We start from the raw sequence: 17,438 nt of genomic DNA, 5'->3' as shown, positions 1-17,438 counted from the left end.
CGAGATCTCTCCCGCCTCCGACCAAAACCATGCCTGACCAGCAAGAACCCAACGATTATGTTCGGTTGAGATACGGCTACTCAGCTTGCCTTCCAGCGCTGGAAGGTGACATGGCATAGCGAAGGAGGACGGTCACCTTGATTCTTGTCCAGGGGAGATTCGCAGGCCATACGTGATGTTCGGGCCGCCGACCATGAGCAGTCCGTTGGGGGTGAAGGCGAGCGCTGAAGCCTCCTGGAGAAGGGGGAAGGCGCGAGTCCGGCCCGTCAGGACGTTGGTGAGGTGCAGTTCGGCGTCGTTCCAGGCGGTGGCCAGGACCGGACCGCTTGGGGTATTGGCGGCGGCGAGGGCGGTAACAACGGAGGGGCGCCGCTCTATGGGGTCAGACATTGGCTCGCTGCCCAGGCCCCACAGTCGTACGGTCCCGTCCATGCCGGCGGAGAAGACCAGAGTCACCTCGTCGTCGGCCAGGTGCAGGCAGGCGGTGGCAGTGACGGGTGCGGTGTGGAGCCGCGTGGTGCGCGGGAACGGCTGGTAGGTGGCCAGCGGCCAGACATGCACGGCTCCCTGGTCGTCTCCGATCACGGCGGTGGCCGCGGACGGATCGCTGCCGAGAGCAGTAGGGCGCACGGGCTCGGGGGCGAAGGCGGCCTGTCCGTGATATGCGGCGATGGCGTCTGCGACGGGGTCATCGCCTGTGGCGGGCAGGAGGGCGCCCTGTTCGTCCAACAGTAGCCGCGCGGCGGCCATTTGGTATGGCCTGGCGGTGGGCGGTGCGGGCAGCGTTCCGGTGTGATGACCGGTGCCAGGGTCCAGAGTGTGCAGGGAACCGAGCGGATCGGCGGCGGCTACGGCGCCCTCTGCGAGCGAGGCCAGGGCCGTGACAGGGAACCCGGAGTGCGCCCACACGGCATGCAGGGGGTGCTCCTGGGCCAGTGAGCGCAAGGAGTTGGCCAGGGCGGCGTCGTGGGCGAGGGCAGCGGTATGCAGGAGCGCGGCGCGCTGCGTGGTGCCGTGTTCGAGGGCGGAGAGCTGCGGGGCGACCAGAGGCCACACCGCGCGCAGACTGGGCGGGGCAGGGGTGTTCGGCTCGGCGAGGGCGGCGCTGATCGCGGTGGCCGGACCGTGCAGCAGGAACTCAGGGTCACTCAGCAGAACCCATATCGCTTCCTGGTCGGGAGCCTGGTCCAAGAGGCGCTCGCGGTCCTTGCGCGGAGTGTTGGCCCAGTCGGGACGTTGGTGAGCGGTGCGCGGGACGGTGGAGAGGAGCGAGGCGAAGTCGCCCTGCGGCAGGGGTGGTTCGTACGCACCGGGCCCCAGGACGACGACGCTTGCCGTCTCCTCGAAGAGCGCCTCGTCGTCGCTCTCGACGACCATGCGTACCCGTGGCACGCGCAGCAGCGGATTGAGCAGGCCCGCGACGGCTGCCGCCGGATCGCGGGTGAGGTGCAGGTCGGGTACGAGCATGAGCAGCGGGCGCGGATCGGCGGCCACTCGATCGACGAGACCGTGTACCGGCTGCGGCCCGTAGCCCAACTGGCGGCCCAATTCCCACGCCAGGCCATCGACATGCAGTCCCTTGGCCGGGACCGTGGCATGGACGACGGTGCCCGGGGTGCTGCCCCAGCTGACCAGGAAATGGGCGAGCAATTGGCTCTTGCCGCAGCCCCGCGCACCGGTGACCTGGCACAACCGGGATGTGTCGCCCGTGGCCCAGTCCAACAGTGCCTGCGCCGCCTGAGTATCGACGATCTGGCTGCCCGTTTGCACCGTGCGCTCCCCCTACCGCTGCTGTCCTGCTGCTGTTGTTCTACTGCTGCTGTGTGGCGGCTTCACGCAGCTGCCGAATCCCCTCGGCCCGCGAGTCGGCGCTCTCCCCGTAGGAGAAGTTGTGCGTCATCTGCGCATCGGGGAAGACCTGACCGAGCCAGATTGAGCAGTAGTGTCCGGGCGTGAAGCACGGCTGCAGCTCCGTGTGGATGCGCAGCACCTGCTCGGCCTCGAAGCCTGCCGCGTGCAGCTGCTCCCACAGCTTCTCTTCGGGGTGAACGCCGATCCCGCCCGAGGCGGTGACGATCTGCTTCTCGTCCTGACCATTGAGGACTTCGAAGGCGGTGAACCACTCGGCGCTTGCGGTGTCGCGGATGTCGTCCAGGACCAGCGGCCACCAGTTCTCACGCCCGGCGAAGGCCTGAGCATCGATACTCCGCAGCCGCTCCTCCAGTTGCGCAAAGGCCTGCCCGGCCTGCTGGGGCTCATCCGTGGCCAGGATGAATCGCAGCGCCTGATCCAGCACGGACAGCGATGCGGCGAATGCCTCGGGAGAGGAGCTTACGTAGCGCAACTCCTCCTCCCAATCCAGCAGTACGGCCCGCACTGCCCCCTGCGCGTCGACACACAACTCGAATCCCTGGTCAGTTCCGAGACGCGCCCAGGTGCGACACTCGTCCCGAACAACCTCCCGGCCCACGGATGCCGCATAGTCGCCGAGCAACACGGGCTCCTCGGCCTGCGTCGCGAAGTACGGCCCCACACGGAGCGGCAGCGCAAGCTGCCCGAGCCGCAGTACGCTGCTGGGAGTGTCGAAGGGGTCACCATTTGCCGCTGCGCCGAAATGCCGCATGCTAGCGCCTGACAATTGAAATTCCTATCTGGAGTGTCGCGCGTGCTCGAGGTGATCTGCCGTGCGGTATCAGTAATGCACTTCAGAATCGACGATGTAGTCCAGGACTTCATGCCAGCGGGAATCCGGATTCTCCAGCGCTGCAGGGTCGATTTCTTCCATGGCGTCCTTCACTCGGCGGCGCGTCACCTCCGGGTCGTCCTCGCCTTCCTGCTCATACCTTGGGTGTTCGGCGTCGAATTTCGGTCGTTCCGACTGTAGTACGTAAAGGAAGTGGATGAAGTTTCGGAGGCTGCTGTTGAGTGGATAGATTCCGGATTCATCGGAAAGGCAGTAGACGATCCCGGTGGCTGCGTCGAATGCGATGTCGTCGTACGGGATTGTCCCGAGCGAGATCCACTCTTCGGCGCCCTGCGGAATTCCATCAAACCGATCAGTGAGGTCGACGTCCCAGTCCGAAGTGCGCTGGAGTCGTTCGGAGACCTCGTCATCCATGTCGAACCATGGGTTCTCCCAGACCGGGAGTCCAAGCGTGCGTAGCACCTCCCTGGAGTCAACGTCTGGAATCTCTGCAAGGAGCTCCTCGCCCAGTAGCATCAACTCGTCTTCGGAGAAGACGGTCAACATTTCATTTCGAGTTAGCGGGCTGCTCATGTCGCTCCATTTTCATCCGTGACCGCATGATCTTATCTCTTTGAACGGAGCTGGTCAAGATAGTTCTCCATGGCGGCATTTCCTGCAGCCCGAGATTCCTTGGTGGCTCCGTATTCGACGCTGTGGGAGACGTTCGTGTTCGGGAATCTTTCGGCTATCCATGAACTGCAATTCGCGCCGGTTGCGCATGGGGCTCGTTCCGTGTACATCTCGCTTATTCGGTCCCCGTCTCCTTGCCGCAGGAAAGGGGTTCCTATCATTCGCTCCGAATGCCGGAAGCCATTGCTTCGTGCGACCAGCACGAAATCGCCGGCACCATCGCTTCCCGAAACGCGTGCCGCGGCGTAGTTGTTGCTCTGGAAGTCGCCGTTCTTCTTGTGGCCGCCGTAACTCTTTCCTGCGTGCCGTGCGAGTTGGGTGGCGCGTGAGAGGTCGGTGCTTCCGAGGGCGACCTGCTGGGAATCGGATCGTTGACGTGGATCCGTCTTTCCCTCGGCCTTGGTCTTGAGGCTGGCATTCCGTTCCCCCGGCTTCGGGCGTCCGATGGATGCGCTGTCGAGCCCCAGGCGTGCATGGTCGTCCTGCGTCAGTTCGGAGGTCTTTCCGCTGCTGTGCAGCCGCTGGATGGACCCGTTGTCCGACATGAGATACATGGGGGTCTTGTCGCCCCGTTTTCCGAGCTCGTCCAGTGACAGGGCGACATTCTTGTCGTTCTCTCGGTGATTGGTGGCCATCCTCTTCAAGCCGCGGGGCATGGTGTCGTCAAGGTGGCTGGCCAGGCGCTTGGCACCCTTCTGGATGCCGTCCATGACGGTGTCCAGGCCGGCGTTGGCGGCGTCTGCGAGAGCGTCCTTGCCGCGGGTGCGGCCGTGGGCATTTCGGGCGCGGCCGAGTTTGCGGTCATTGGAGGAGCCAAGGTCGGCGCCGATGTTCTTGAGCTTGGAGCCGGCCGAGTCGAAGGCGTCCAGGTCGATACTGAACTTGCCCGAACCGCCGCCTGATCCACCCGACGCGCCTCCGCCGGAGGAGCCTTCGGCGCTGAGGAGTTGCATAGAGCCGGACTGCTTGGCCGAGTCCACGCCCGCGTTGAAGCTGTCCTTCCCGGCATTGGCGGTCTGGGAGGCGCTGATGCCCTTTTGCGTGCCCATGGCGTTGCCGGCCGCCTGGATGGCGAGATCGCCGACCATTGAGCCAAGTGCCTCGTAGACCGGCCCCATGGCTGTGTTCACGATCTGCTCGGCGATTTGCTCGCACACCTCCTTGAAGATGCGTTTCACCGCAGTGCGTGTGGCCACCGTCCCGGCCAGACCACCCAGGGTGGACAGGCCGAGAGTGAAAGGCGCTGCCGCAGCGGCGGAGGCGATCTCTGCGGCGAGGATGCCGAGTTGGACGATCGCGGCGATCTTCGCGCCCTCGATCAGAACGGCCACCGCGTCCAGCGCCGTGCCGGTCAGCCGACCTGCCTCGCCGAGGTTCGCCAGGTGGGTTCCCATGACCTTGGACCAGTGGGCAGACAGGGCTTCGACGGCCGCGCCCTCGCTGTTGCCGATCAGGTCGTTCAGCAACTGGTGGGCATCCATGGCTCCGCTGTCGACCGCATCAGCGAACTCCCGCATGGCAGCGGCCATTTCGCGGTAGTCGTCCTCGTCAACGTTCGGCCACGAAACACCGATGATGTCCAAGGCCTCGTCTGCCCAGCCCGGCAGGGTGATGCCCATCAGCTTCCCCCGTTCGTACGTTTGTTGATCGAACATACGGTAGTAGAGGGTGGCGAGGGCAAAGACGGGCGGGAGTGAGACGCCTACGAGGTAGACGCATACAGTGATGCAGTCGCAGAGCAGGTAGACGGGCGAGAGGGGGACAGCTGGTGACGGCGAGTCAGGGGAAGCGCGAGGTCGACCCCGCGGACCTGGAGGACGTCGAGTCGCCGGAGCGCGCGCAGGAGGTTCTGCGTGCGATGCGCGCTCTGGCATCCAACCCGAAGGTCGATGACACCGTTCGGGAGATGGCGAGTGGTGTGCTCTCCGGAGACCTCGGCTTGCGCGAAGCTGTGCTCTCCGACGTCTACATGGACGCGGTCGGTGCACGGGTGAGCGAGGCGTTCCAGGCGGCCAAGGCGCTGGCGCCCGAGGAAGAGCAGAAGAACGCGGACCGCTTCAACGCCTGGGCGGCAGAGCAACGCCAGGCGGACGAGGCTGAGTCGCCACGCACTGCAGACTTCGGCCGAACCCCCAGAGGCGCGGTGCACGACCTGAGGCGTTCGTAGTCGGCAGCCACGCATAGGCTCGAGACCCAGGGGTGGTCCGACTGCCTGCCGCTCAATGCGCGTACACCACTTTTTGGCGACTACGACGACGCGCTGCGACAGAACGCCCCCCCTGCGGCCGTCCGCGAGGTCTACGTCAACTGGTCGATGGCCAGAGCCATGACGGATCAGCCGAGTGCGATCGTCAACCTGATGCTCGCCCACCCGAAGCCATGGCCTTGCCGAATATCTCGTCCGCCCTGGTGGGAGTGGGTGTGCTGGGGTATCGCGGATGACGGCCGCGGTCGCTGGAGTGGGCGCTCTCACGCGACTGCCGACCATGCGGCAGGATGATCGACTGTGCTGCAGCGGCTGATCTGCCGGGGTGTGACGAACGCGTTGGCCATGCTGCGCCTGCTGCCGATGAGTAACCGGGATGAGGTAGAGATCCTCGCCCCGCGTCATCAGATCACAGTGCTGCAGCGCCAACTCGGCAAGGAAAAGATGTAGTTCATCCCTGAGAGATCGGGCATTCCTGGCGGCGCTACCGCACAAGCCGCCACGGCAGCTGCTGGTGGGGTCGCTTGACGGCCGCAGCTCTGCCTTGCGTCGCGGGCCGATAGGCGTCGTAGGCGCTCTGGTCTGATGCGGCGGGGTCAGTCGGCGATGTCGACTCCGTAGCCGCGCGCGAGGGTGTCGAGTCCGTGGTCGTAGCCCTGTCCGACGGCGCGGAAACGCCAGAGTGGGCCGCGGCGGTAGAGCTCGGCCAGGACCAGTGTGCGCTCGCTGGTGGCGGCGTCCAGTGTCGCGCGTGTCAGGAGGGCGGCGCTGTCGCCGGGTGCCGCGGCGACTTGGACGGCGCCGACGTCGCCGAAGGACACGCCGCCGTCGATGGCCGCGGCGATCACCACCCGGTGTGAGGACGGGGGCAGGGAAGCGACGTCGACGGTGACGGTCTGTTCGGCCGGGCCGTTGGTGAGCAGGTGGACGGTGCCGCCGGGGTTCTCCGGGGCGCCGTAGAACACAAAGTCCTCGTCGAAGGTGACCTGTTCGTCCTCGTCGAGTACGAAGGCGACGACATCGACCTCACCGTGTTCCCAAGGTGCCCAGGACGCGGTGACATGCCACGGCGACGTGCGGGTGGGCAGGTCGATGACGCCGCCGCGGGGAAGGACATGGGGTGCCGCGGCGCCGACAGGCGTCTCCGCTGTCCTGTCTGCGGCCACCTCGACATCGGCGCCGGGGTGGGGGACGGTGGCGGTCACGGCCGGATCGACGAGCCAGCGCTCGTCGTGCACCGAAAGCCCCAGTTCCGCGATGCGGGGCATACGGCGGTCGTTCTCCCCGCCGGGGAGGACGACGACGTCCGTGACGCTGCGCGAGAGATTGACCGCGGCGGAGCCGCCGAGTTCGACGACGAGGTTGCGCGCGCAGGCTGCCTCGGTGTGTGTGCCGCCCAGGACGAGGACGCGGCGCCCTGACAGGGGCGTTGCACCCGACCCGATGGGGGCGGGCTCGGTCTGGCGCGGGGCAGGGATGGCCGGTGCCGGTGCTGGCGCCTGATGCCCCGCTCCGGCTTCTACGCCGCTGAGCAGCTGGAGGAAGGCGTCCTCGTCGATGACGGGCACCCCTTCGGCGGCGGCCCGCCGTGCCTTCGCCGATTCGGTCGTGGGCTCGTTGCTGACCAGGACGCTGGTGTGGTGGCTGACCGAGCCCATCATGTTGAGTCCGGCGGCAACGCCTCGGCCGATCAACTCGGCCCGCGCACAAACGGTTTCCCCGGTGATCGCGACTTTCATCCCCTGCCTCAGCGGTGAGCCCGGAGCCAGCCGGCCGGGGTTGCGGTAGGCGCAGGGCGTCTTGGGCGGCGTGGGTGTGAACTGGGACTCGGCACGGGGCGGGCAGTTCACGAGGGGCAACTGCAGTGCGAGCCGGGCCGCCTCTTGCAGCGACGCTCGCAGGATTCCGGCCAGGACTCGCGTGTCGTCCAGAGCGTCGTGCGCGTGCCGCTGCGGTACGCCGTAGTGGGCGGCCAGGGTGCCCAGCTTCATGTCGGCTGTCGGTGGGTCCACCTGCCGGTTCAGGGCGAGGGTGCACAGCCGCTGCGAGACCGGCAGCCACATGCGGGCCCGGGCGAACTCGTAGGCGAGGAAGTCGTAGTCGAACTGCGCGTTGTGGGCGACCAGAACACGGTTCTGCAGCATCGCGCCGATGCGCCCGGCCACCTGGTCGAAGGTGGGCGCGCCGCGCAGCCGCTCGGTGGTCAGCCCGTGCACATCGACCGGCCCCGGATCACACCCCGGATCGAGAAGTGTGGAGAACTCCCCGGTCTGTTCGCCGTCCCGGCCGATGGTGACCACGGCGACCGACAGCACCCGGTCGCGCCGGGGTATCAGTCCGGAGGTCTCCACGTCGACGAGGGCCCAGTCGTGGGCGTAGCCGTCCATGGGGGTGAGGTCGAAGGAGGGCGAGGCGAGACTCATGCGGCAAGGATGAACGGGCATACACGGCACCTTCAACCTTCATGCACTTTTGTCTTCATATTGCAATTGTGTTCGTGGCGCTGCCAGATCAGGTGGTGGTGCCGACGCAGTACGGTGTCGGATCGGACCAGTAACCAGAGGTGACGCAGGGCCTGGCGTGGCAGGGGGATCAGCAGAGCAGCGAGGAACGCCCGGTCCGCGGGTGTGAACTTGGTTCGGTCCGTGCCGAGTTGTCGTTCCGGGACGGTGGTCTGGCGGCGTAAGGCGAGGATCTCCGTGTCCTTGTCGCGATCGTTTATTGGTAGCAATCGCAGTGCGGAGAACAGGTTGGTGATGGTCAGGTAGGCGGGACGGAGCGACACGAAATCATCCTGCCGCACCGTCGATGACGTTCCTGATCTGCATGGATGACATTTTCGGCAGGCGCAGGCCCGGGCTGGTCGGTTCACCGGCGATTCTGCGGTACCCCCAGTGCGGGTTCTGCGCGGCCATGTGCAGAACCAGCTTCCGTAGGCTGGGCCGGTCCGGCGGAGGGCCTGGCCTTCGTTGTTTGTAGGTCCAGAGGCGCTTGACCAGGTCGGAGTGCCAACGCAGCAGCGTGTGCGGGGTGACGAACACGTGCTCTCGCAGGGCTTTGGGTAGCAGTCGTGCTAGCCCCGCGATCACCGCCCGGTCCGCCCACGAGAGCTTCGGCCGTGCGAGTTGGTGTCGCAGCACGAGAATCTCCGAGTTCTTTGAAGCCTCTGATTGTGTCGGCAGCGCTATCCGTCCCAGAGTCTTCAGGAAGGTCAGGTACAGCAGTCGCAGAGCTATGCGACAGAATCTCGCCCTGCCTAGCCTCGACCGCAAGGCCCAGGTCAGGAGCGGTAACCGAGTTTCCGGCACCCACACCGTCGCAGCAGTCGTCATCTGGCTCCGCGACACCGTCCAAGAGCCATCTGAAACGGCCTAGAAGCCCCGCTCGTGCTCCTGCACGTAGGTGAACCCGCGTGGCAGCTCGTGCGGACCGGCCAGACCGGCCCGCTGGTGATCGTCTCGATATGCAGCACGGGCCTCCGCACTGGCCTCCTTGCCGAGGTGGCCGATCCGCATCAGATGCCCGGCAACCCGGTGAGCGGCCAAACTGTAGGCCACCTCCGGTTCCGCATGGCGCAGATCCTCGCGGTCCGCCGCTCGCAGGGCTGGCGCGTAGCACAGCAGTGGAACTGTCCTCTCTCCTCGCCGCGCCGGGTAGTGCAGCATGCCGGCCCGGTTCACGCTGCCTTCGTGCCAGGAGAGCAAGCCGCGCGAGAGGAGGCGTTCTATCGCCCCGTCGATCTTCTTCCTCGGCGGTCGTTCCGGCTGCGCCCGCTCCACCGTGTTCCGGACCAGCGCTGGCCGTGGCAGCAGCGCCCGGCCCTTCTCGTCGAGGTAACCGAGTTCGCGCAGTGTGATCAGCACGAGTTCCTCGACCCTGTCCACCCGGGCGTCGAACGCCGCCAGCTCACGCGTCATGATCCTCGGGTCGTGGACGTAGCGGACCACCGTGCCACCGAATACGACGGGGGTGTCCAGAGGCGTGTACGACAGCCGCAGCTGCCTCCACATGTCCCAGCGCACCGACACCCGCGTCCCCGGAAGGACGAACGGCTGCCATTCGAGCCCGGTCAGCAGCGGGTCGGCGCCGCCGGTGTCGAGCCTGATGCCCTTCTGCCGGTCCAGCTCCTTGATGCGGTGGCGCCCGCGCAGAAAGGTCAGGTCGAGAGGTTCCTGAGGGGCGGCTCGGTCGGCCATAGCGGTCGGCACCGGGCAGGTGCCGTGCAGGAGGTGCTCGGCACGGACGTAGAACTTCCACTCGACCGTGAGGCCGGTGTTGACCACCGAGTAGGGCAGCCCGCTGTCGAGTTCCTCGACGACGACCTGGGCGAGTTCTTCCTCGTGGGGAGCCGGAGCCTGCTCATCCTGTCGTGACCGCTGCTCCTCCTGAGGGGAGGACGCCTCCAGTCGCCCGTAACAGCCATTGCACAGCAGACGCTTGTTGTGTACCGCGACGAGACGCGCCTTCTTCGTCTGCACACACCGCGAACAGGTGAAGGACGTGACTACCTCCAGCCGGACGAGCTGAGTGTTGCCACGGGGTGGGTAGGTCTTCACGACCTTCACGCCGAGAACACGCTCACCGACGTTCATGACAGCAGATCCCCCCTGGATTCCTGCCCTGTGAAAGAAGGGATCAGCGTAAACGCGCGCGACTCAGGTCTGTAGATGGTCCGGCACGATTCTCTGCACCAACCGCCACATCCTGCTCGGCGGGTTCACCTTGGCCCTGCTTCGCAAGCCTCCGGGCCTGCTTGGTGGCGGACTGACCACTCCTGGAAACCCATGCCGACCAACTCGCCCACCGCATCGATGCGGATGGCGGCCTTCCGGCGTAGGGCTCCTGAAAGCGGCGTACTCCTGCGAGGCTGTGCGCAGAGTGCGCGCAGCGTGCCGTTCGAACTCGTCCGCTCGCTGAACGTCGGCCCCGGAGCTGAAGCAAGTGTCGCTGTGCTGCGGGTCGCACCAGCGAGGATGAGGCCACGTTTCAACACGCCGGCTGGAACCAGCATCCACGTCCTATCTCTGAGCTATCAGCGCCTGATCGTGCGCTTCCGTATCGTCGTACGCTTTCGCGCGCCTGTCCGTGTCCCGGGCGTTGTCAGTGCCGGGTGGGATGATGCAGTCGTGACACAGCCGAACCTCTCCGAATCCGGCACGCTGCGAAATTCTGAAGGCACCAACGGTGATCGCGGACCGGCCACGGACGTCTGGGCGCCATGTGTGGGAGATCCGAACCTGCGCACTCCTCCTCCGGCCGGTTCCCCGGGGCGTACGCCGGCGGGGGAGGATCTGGATCTGCATCTTGGCTGGGACCGTTTCGAGAAGCTGATGCTGGCCTTGGCCCGCCGTGTTCTGGGCCTGCGAGACATCCGCTTTCGGCGTTACGGAGTCCAGGGGCAAGCGCAGCACGGCATCGACCTGGCTGGTCGGGAGCCGACCGGTGACTACACGGTCGTCCAGTGCAAGGACTACACGGCGTTCACCGCCGGGGACTTGCGCAAGGCGGTCGAGAAGTTCGCCGTCGGGCGGCGTCCCTTCGGTGCCGGCCGTCTGATCGTGGCGACTTCTGCCTCCACCGAGGCCACGCAGCTGGCCGACGAGCTGGCCGCTCTTCAGCTCCAATATCCTGATCTCGACTTGGACCTGTGGGGGGCCGAGCAGATCAACCAGAACCTGCGCTACTGCGGCGACATCGTCGCTCAGTTCTGGACGCGGGAGACGGCGGCCGACTTCTGCACGGGCGCGCCGTTGCCAGGGGTGCCGGCTCCACCGCCCGACCGGCAGGAGCAGGCCGAGAGAATCCTCATCGGGCCCCTCAACACCGACGATGTGGCGCCGATCCTGCGGGCCGCGGACAGCAAGAGGTCCGAGGCACCGGCGGAATCAGCCAGGCTCTACGGAGACTTGGCGCACCGGCTGCACGTCGCCGGGTACCGGGGACATGCCACCGTCTTGCGGAGAAAGCAGCTCGAGGCGCTCCAAGAGGGCGGTCTGTTCGACGAGGCAGCCGGCTTGGCGGCCGAACTTGCCGCAGCCGCACTGCACCACGGAGACAGCGGTCAGGCACGGATCCTGGCCCACCAGGTGGAGCAGTTCGCCCGTGATGCGGCCAGCTCCGGCACGCCTGAGGCTTCGGTCACGGCACGTCACGCCGCCCTCATCAACGCGGCCGCCCAGGACATCGCGCACCCTTTGACCATGAGCCGTCTGGCCCCCGCCCTGGAAGCCGACGACGAACGCGCTCCCGACTACCGGCCGCTTCTGGTTCTCATGCTTGCCGAGTACCGGCTCGCCACCGAGCCCCATACGCTCGAGCAACTCGACGGCCTAGTCAGCGCCGCCCTCGCACAGGCAAAAGACCAGCCGGTAACGGAACAGACGCAGGACATTGTTGTGCGCCTGCGTCTGCTGCGAGCCGAATACGACATCGTGCAACGCCAGGAGTTGCTCCGCGAGGCCAGACGGCACCGGATGAAGGGCCGGCATGCAGCACTCGTCAGCGCGCGCGAGGCGCGACGCTGCGCCCTCGAAGGCCGGGCAGAGGAAGCCGTGGAGAACTGGAGGGATGCCGTCCAAGACGGCATCCACGCGGAACTTGCCGAAGAGGCCGCCGACTGGCTTTACGCCATCCGCGCGGCCAACGCACGGTACGGACCATGGGCGACCGAGATCGACGACGAGCACCGCCTTGCCCAGGCGCTGCGCACGACGGGCACCGTTCGCCTGTTGGACCGCATCCGGGACCCCAGAGCACAGGCGATGTCGGCGCTGGTGAGGGGCAAGCCCACCGAGGCGGTCTTGGCGGCCCGCCGCTGGCTGGCCGACAGCGTGGTCACCGGAAGCTGGGCGGACGAGAGCGACGCCCTGACGGTCCTCGCGGACCTCTACCGCGACCACAGCGAACCCGCCCTGGCCGCGGCCTACTACCAGCGCGCCGGAAGCAGCAAGAAGCTCGAACAGCTCACCAAGGACATGGGAGATGAACTGCTTCCACTGGTGCCCGGTGCGAGCCAGCCATGGTGGGTCCTGCGTTCACGTGCAGCCCTCATTGCGGCACAAGCCGACCTGGGCGAGGACGCGGCAGCCCACGAGCTGTTCGAGGAGATGCTGGACCTGGCCGTACGCGGCAGGGCTGGCGAACTCGTCGATTCGCCTACACGATCCCTGACCGTTCAGGCCGCGAAGAGCGCCTGCGCACTCGCCTCGCGCAGCTCACCTGAACAGGCCGCAGCACTACTGGACCTGCTCAGCTCCGACGTCCCCCGCCGACCCCATCAGTACAGTTACACCGACGACGAGCATGCGACCGCATGCGTGGCCATCGCCATGGCACACCCCGAACTCGCCATGCGTGCCCTCACCAGGCTGTTCGATCTCGCCGACGTCCACACCGACAAAGCTCTGAACGTCCTTCTAGAGGATCAGACGCTGCGCCTGCTGGGCGCCTGGCCGCAGGGCGACAGCTCGACTGCCGGTACCGCCTCCTGCAGCCCGCTGAGCGATGACGAACAGAACACCCTGCGCAAGCGGGCCGACGAGCTCGTCAAGCGGGAACACTACCTGTCCAAGGTGATCCAGGCTGCCCTCAACCCCGGCCATTCCGACGTGCAGGAGCGCGCCAGGACGGCACGGGATCGCATCCTGAGCCGTCCTGAGCCGGAGCCCAACTCCACGTCTCTAGGCAGCACGATGGTTCCCGACTCGGCCATGGTCTGTCACCTCGCCTCCGATGATCAGCGAGCCTGCCTGGACAAGCTCCTTGCCGTGGCGAGTGATCGACGAGAGTCAGCGTCCAACCGACAGGACGCTTTGATCGGCGCCCGCAATCTCGTTGTCGACCAGGAACCGGAGGCCAAGGGCACCACCTTCCGTGCGAGTCAGCCCTTCGCCCTCGGCACGCGCGACGGAAGCCGACTCGACGAGTTCACGGGCCAGGCCCACCCCCTCAGTGCCCTGCAGATCAACCTGGGATCCGCGTCGCTGCGCGGCCCCGGACTGCGCCTGGCCGCTGCCTCAGCGACAACAGCGGACGAGCAGGAATGGGTCAAAGACCAAGCAGTTGGACTCCTACGCAGCGACGATGCCCATGATGTCCAGGAAGCAGCCCTGACACTCAACAGCCTCCCACGCGACGTCACAGGTGACATCGACGCCCGAGCTCTGGCCGACCACAGCCATGTCACGGCTCGGCAGCTCAGCGCAGTTCTGTGTACGCAGCAGCCCCAGTGCTTTGCCGACACCACGGCACGTCTTGCCGCAGACCCGAGCGTCCGAGTACGCCGTACTCTGGCCGAAGCGGCGACAGCTCATGCAGGCCCCAACGCTCCACCGGCAGTCGCGGAACTTCTCGACCGTCTCGGCAAGGACCCCCGGCACAGTGTCCGCGTCCTGGTGCGAGTCCGGTAGAACAAATCCCAGGTCGTGTCCGCAATGTCAGGGGAGCCAGAGTCGTAGGCAGGCGAGGGTGACCATGGCTTGGTAGTGGCGGGCGCGTTTGTCGTAGCGGGTGGCCAGGGCCTTGTGGTGCTTGGGGCTGCTGCAGCTTTGAGTGACAGCTGCGGGCGGGAAGCCTGCGTGGACGGTGTAGTCAGTGGAGGCCGGACGGGTGCTCCAGGGCGTCCTACAGCTCGCAGCGTCAGACAACAGCGCCTGGCGTGCGGCAGCGGTGTCTAGTGATTGCGATGCCGGTCGACAGTTCATGGCGCTTGCCGAACGAGACGGGAATTGACGGCTCGCTAAAGGCGCGTACCGTAGGAAGTAGCCAGTAACCTCTGTCAAAAGCGTCAAACTGTGAACGATGGGCGCGTAGTTCGGTGAACTTCCACTCAGGCGCCACGAGCATCTCGCAACGGCCCAATGGGGCGTTCAAGAACTCGCCTGGGAGCGGCTGCACTTGACTGGGGGTCAAGGGGTCGCAGGTTCAAATCCTGTCGTCCCGACAAGTTCGAACGATCGAACGTCGCAGGTGAAGGGCCGTTTTCGAACGGCCCTTTTTCTGTTGCTCCCGCGCTCCCAGTGGGAGCGCGGCGAGTGGGAGCGGGCTCCCACTGTCCCCTTACCTGTTTGCTCCCACTCGGGCCGATGCGCACATATTCGATTCCTTGCGCGCGTGTTCACATCCGAGCCCGGTTTGTGACCGGCGGCTCCCCGTCCTATGGGTGGCTTTCCGGGTAAGGGCTTGCGCTCTTCGCGCTGGTGGGGGTCGCTCCCAGTGGGAGTGGGGTCGGGAGCGGCGACACCATGGCTGGAATCCGGGTTATGGGGCCATGCGAAATTTTGACCCCAGTTCCGATTCCGGGCGGGCGGTATGCGGCTTTTCGGTGGTGGTCGTTGGGGGCTGCATCGAGAGGTTGAACGCGGGTGGGAGCGGTTGGGCGAGCTTTGCGCATGTTGTGCGCCCTGAGGAGGGCGGTGTCGCTACGGCGTCCGCTCCCACGGCGGGCTTGGGTTCCAGCTAAGGGATCTCGTTTGGATCATGCGAGAAGGGCTGGCCATCCAAAGCGGAGCGAACCAGTTCGCCTCGAGCTCCGTCATGGTCATGAATGGTCGGGAGCCGCGCCCGGAGTCCGAACTCCCCATGCGTCAGCGGTACCCGGTGGGACGGAGCGCGCACGTTCCAGAAGGAGCTCACTGATGCGTATCAGCTGCTCAAGCCGGCGCAACGCCGCCATGTCGACGCGGTCGCGGCGGCTGCCGTGGTACTCGGGCATGGTTATGGTCGTGGCCGCGCTGACGACCGGCTGTGCGGCGCAGGGTGGTGGCGGGGAGGCCGCAGGGCTATGTGCGATCGCTGCCAAGTACGAGGGCCGCACCTACACGCAGGTGGCCAATGTCGACTTCACCGTTGGCGAAGCACTCGGCCCCGCCGAGTTCCCGCCCTGCGATGACACACCAAACGACGGCGATGCCGCAGGGCCCGAACCGACCACGGCCTATTCCGTCGACGGCTTGAATCCGCGTATCGCCATTGCGATTCGGTACACCTCGGACAAGGTCATGCTCCTTGCCGTCCAGCCCGGTGGCAGCTTGCCTCCGGAGGTCAAGACCCTTACACGAGGCTAGGGTTGGAGCAGCGTGTGGACCAGAGCAAGACGCCTGTGACGTGGAGTCCGGCCAGGTAGATGGTGGCGGACTTCTCGTAACGGGTCGCGATGCCGCGCCACTGCTTGAGGCGGTTGATGGGGCTGCTGCTGATGTAGGTGACGGGTTGACCCGCCCCCACCATTTAGGCTCCAGGTTCGGTGACTAGCCGGCAGCCGGGATGGTGTCGTTCTCGGAGAGTAGTTCGTACTCGATGGGGGTGCGGCAGACCCAAGTGCTGCATCTGCACCGAACGCGACGATGGCACCGACAAGCTCATGCGTGGCCCGGTGTGGTGGAAGGTGCAGGTGCGCGATGAGCGCCATGCGGCCGACGTCTGGGTCGGCCGCATCGTGACATCATCCGTACGGCGTTCAGCGCGCGCCGCGGACGAACCGGACGGCGACGGCCCCGAGGAGGGCAAAGGCCGCTGCAGCCAGATACAGAGCCGTGTAGTTGTCCTCACCACCCGCTCCTCCGATGGCGAGGAAGACGGGGGCGACGGCCGGGGCGACGCTCTGCGGCAGGGCGTTGGCGATGTTGAACAAGCCCATCCCCTTGGCAGCTTCGCTCTTGCTGTCCGGGAGGACGGAGGCGACCAGTGCGTAGTCGATGCCGACGTAGATGCCTTGTCCGATCCCGGCGACGCCCACACCGACGAGGAAGCCGGTCACCGAGTTGCTGAAGGCGATCACGACCATGCCGGCGGCGAACAGCAGCGCCGCGACGCCGATGAAGATCTTGCGGCGCCCCAGCAGGTCGGACAGCCAGCCGGCGACATTGCTGCCCACCACGATGGCAATGCCGAGCAGGAGCATCGTCCAGCTGAGGATGCGCGCCGCGTCGTCGGCGGTGTATCCCAGGTGGTCCATCAGGAAGTACGTCTTGTACGTCAGGAAGAACGCCTTGCCGGTCCACACCAGGAAGCGGCTGACGAACGCCCAGGCGAAGTCGGTGTGCCGCAGAGGGTTGATCCACATGCTGCGCGGGATATCCGCCCAGGACAGTGGGCGGCGTTCCGCGCGGCTCTGCGGCACCTCGCGCAGATACCAGGCGAAGACGACGACCAGGACGACGCCGATGAGGGCCGGGACCAGGAACATTCCCAGGCCGTGCGTGCCGGTGAGCTGGATCAGGAACGTGCCGGCGACCGTGGCCACCTGGTTGGTCATGCCCATCAGCCCGGAAACGCGGCCGCGCCGGTGTTCGGGAATGCGGTCGGGCAGCACCGCGATCAGCGCGGCGAGCGCGGCGTTGACACCGATCTGCAGGACGCACCAACCCGCCAGCATGGTGGGGATGTTCGGCGCGGTGCCGACCACGACCAGGGCGAGGGTGGCGATCAGGATGCCGCCGACCATGAACGGCCGGCGCCGTCCGAAGCGCGAGGCCGAGGCGTCGCTGAGCCTTCCGCAGACGGGGTTGGCCACCAGGGCGAAGATCGCGCCCACGCCGGTGACCAGGGCCAGAGAGGAGCTCTTGTGCTCGGGGTCCAGTTCGGCGACGCGCAGCGACAGGGCGACGGCGGTGGGCGGGAGCACGGCCAGCCACAGGCCGATGATGGCGAGGACGTACAGGCTGATGAAGGTGGTGCCGACCGGCTGGCCGGTGAGCCGGAGGGACCGTTCCGGCATACCCTCGGCGGGCGGCCGGTGGGCGTCCGCTTCCGGAGTGGCGGCGTGTGGAGAAGTCATGGGGCGACTCCGTTGTCGTCAGGGTGGGCAGGGCGGGAAGGGCGGGACAGGGTTCGGGATCTCGCGAGTGGTGAGGGGAA

Annotated in this window: 12 protein-coding genes, 1 tRNA gene and 1 pseudogene; 5 read left to right on the top strand and 9 right to left on the bottom strand. The window is 66.4% G+C overall.

Features of this window, described 5'->3' with window-relative positions; all coding sequences use genetic code 11:
* Window positions 1–132: 132 nt before the first annotated feature.
* The 4 genes from ACOKM3_RS08535 to ACOKM3_RS08520 all read right to left on the bottom strand — a co-directional run bounded on the left by ACOKM3_RS08535 (window position 133) and on the right by ACOKM3_RS08520 (window position 5,031).
* The gene (locus ACOKM3_RS08535) at window positions 133–1,770 is read right to left on the bottom strand and encodes a WD40 repeat domain-containing protein (RefSeq protein WP_426898541.1); all 1,638 of its coding nucleotides are present in this window, start codon (window positions 1,768–1,770) and stop codon (window positions 133–135) included.
* Window positions 1,771–1,810: 40 nt separating this feature from the next.
* The gene (locus ACOKM3_RS08530) at window positions 1,811–2,623 is read right to left on the bottom strand and encodes a nucleic acid/nucleotide deaminase domain-containing protein (RefSeq protein WP_426898540.1); all 813 of its coding nucleotides are present in this window, start codon (window positions 2,621–2,623) and stop codon (window positions 1,811–1,813) included.
* Between the two features lie 69 nt (window positions 2,624–2,692).
* Complete coding sequence (locus ACOKM3_RS08525; protein ID WP_426898538.1) at window positions 2,693–3,277, bottom strand: SUKH-4 family immunity protein; 585 nt, start codon at window positions 3,275–3,277, stop codon at window positions 2,693–2,695.
* A gap of 32 nt (window positions 3,278–3,309) precedes the next feature.
* On the bottom strand, window positions 3,310–5,031 hold the full coding sequence (locus ACOKM3_RS08520) for a nucleic acid/nucleotide deaminase domain-containing protein (protein ID WP_426898537.1): 1,722 nt from the start codon (window positions 5,029–5,031) through the stop codon (window positions 3,310–3,312).
* A gap of 113 nt (window positions 5,032–5,144) precedes the next feature.
* Here ACOKM3_RS08520 and ACOKM3_RS08515 point away from each other — a divergent pair, with 113 nt between their 5' ends.
* Window positions 5,145–5,543: a hypothetical protein gene (locus ACOKM3_RS08515; protein ID WP_426898535.1), complete on the top strand. Its 399-nt coding sequence runs from the start codon at window positions 5,145–5,147 to the stop codon at window positions 5,541–5,543.
* A gap of 339 nt (window positions 5,544–5,882) precedes the next feature.
* Window positions 5,883–6,032, top strand: a complete 150-nt coding sequence (locus ACOKM3_RS08510) for a hypothetical protein (protein ID WP_426898533.1) — start codon at window positions 5,883–5,885, stop codon at window positions 6,030–6,032.
* 146 nt (window positions 6,033–6,178) lie between these two features.
* Here ACOKM3_RS08510 and ACOKM3_RS08505 read toward each other — a convergent pair whose 3' ends face one another.
* From ACOKM3_RS08505 to ACOKM3_RS08495, 3 genes are all read right to left on the bottom strand, one after another.
* A complete protein-coding gene (locus tag ACOKM3_RS08505; RefSeq protein ID WP_426898531.1) occupies window positions 6,179–8,005 on the bottom strand; it encodes a TerD family protein in 1,827 nt (608 codons plus the stop codon).
* A 32-nt stretch (window positions 8,006–8,037) separates the two neighbouring features.
* A complete protein-coding gene (locus tag ACOKM3_RS08500) occupies window positions 8,038–8,385 on the bottom strand; it encodes a hypothetical protein (RefSeq protein ID WP_426898528.1) in 348 nt (115 codons plus the stop codon).
* A 568-nt stretch (window positions 8,386–8,953) separates the two neighbouring features.
* The gene (locus ACOKM3_RS08495) at window positions 8,954–10,174 is read right to left on the bottom strand and encodes a hypothetical protein (RefSeq protein ID WP_426898526.1); all 1,221 of its coding nucleotides are present in this window, start codon (window positions 10,172–10,174) and stop codon (window positions 8,954–8,956) included.
* Window positions 10,175–10,708: 534 nt separating this feature from the next.
* On the opposite strand from ACOKM3_RS08495, the gene ACOKM3_RS08490 reads away from it, so the two are divergent.
* Window positions 10,709–13,990, top strand: coding sequence for a hypothetical protein (locus tag ACOKM3_RS08490; protein ID WP_426898524.1), 3,282 nt, complete (start codon window positions 10,709–10,711; stop codon window positions 13,988–13,990).
* A gap of 27 nt (window positions 13,991–14,017) precedes the next feature.
* Here the strand turns inward: ACOKM3_RS08490 and ACOKM3_RS08485 are convergent.
* Window positions 14,018–14,113: pseudogene (locus ACOKM3_RS08485) on the bottom strand (IS5/IS1182 family transposase); the annotation flags it as partial.
* Between the two features lie 328 nt (window positions 14,114–14,441).
* Here ACOKM3_RS08485 and ACOKM3_RS08480 point away from each other — a divergent pair.
* Together ACOKM3_RS08480 and ACOKM3_RS08475 are read left to right on the top strand one after the other, a co-directional pair.
* A tRNA-Pro gene (locus tag ACOKM3_RS08480) sits at window positions 14,442–14,523 on the top strand.
* A 694-nt stretch (window positions 14,524–15,217) separates the two neighbouring features.
* Window positions 15,218–15,646 carry a DUF6281 family protein gene (locus ACOKM3_RS08475; RefSeq protein WP_426898522.1) on the top strand — a complete coding sequence of 143 codons (429 nt, stop codon included), beginning with the start codon at window positions 15,218–15,220 and terminating at the stop codon, window positions 15,644–15,646.
* A gap of 392 nt (window positions 15,647–16,038) precedes the next feature.
* On the opposite strand, the gene ACOKM3_RS08470 is transcribed toward ACOKM3_RS08475, so the two are convergent.
* The gene (locus ACOKM3_RS08470; protein ID WP_426898520.1) at window positions 16,039–17,358 is read right to left on the bottom strand and encodes an MFS transporter; all 1,320 of its coding nucleotides are present in this window, start codon (window positions 17,356–17,358) and stop codon (window positions 16,039–16,041) included.
* Window positions 17,359–17,438: the final 80 nt, after the last annotated feature.

This window comes from Streptomyces nidicola, assembly GCF_050106155.1.
GTDB lineage: Bacteria > Actinomycetota > Actinomycetes > Streptomycetales > Streptomycetaceae > Streptomyces.
This window is presented reverse-complemented; position numbering and strand designations above follow the sequence as displayed.

Excerpts from the sequence above, each read along its gene's own strand:
- ACOKM3_RS08525 (WP_426898538.1), bottom strand. The coding sequence starts at position 3,277 with ATGAGCAGCCCGCTAACTCGAAATGAAATGTTGACCGTCTTCTCCGAA.
- ACOKM3_RS08505 (WP_426898531.1), bottom strand. The coding sequence starts at position 8,005 with ATGAGTCTCGCCTCGCCCTCCTTCGACCTCACCCCCATGGACGGCTAC.
- ACOKM3_RS08530 (WP_426898540.1), bottom strand. The coding sequence starts at position 2,623 with ATGCGGCATTTCGGCGCAGCGGCAAATGGTGACCCCTTCGACACTCCC.
- ACOKM3_RS08520 (WP_426898537.1), bottom strand. The coding sequence starts at position 5,031 with ATGTTCGATCAACAAACGTACGAACGGGGGAAGCTGATGGGCATCACC.
- ACOKM3_RS08495 (WP_426898526.1), bottom strand. The coding sequence starts at position 10,174 with ATGAACGTCGGTGAGCGTGTTCTCGGCGTGAAGGTCGTGAAGACCTAC.
- ACOKM3_RS08470 (WP_426898520.1), bottom strand. The coding sequence starts at position 17,358 with ATGACTTCTCCACACGCCGCCACTCCGGAAGCGGACGCCCACCGGCCG.
- ACOKM3_RS08475 (WP_426898522.1), top strand. The coding sequence starts at position 15,218 with ATGCGTATCAGCTGCTCAAGCCGGCGCAACGCCGCCATGTCGACGCGG.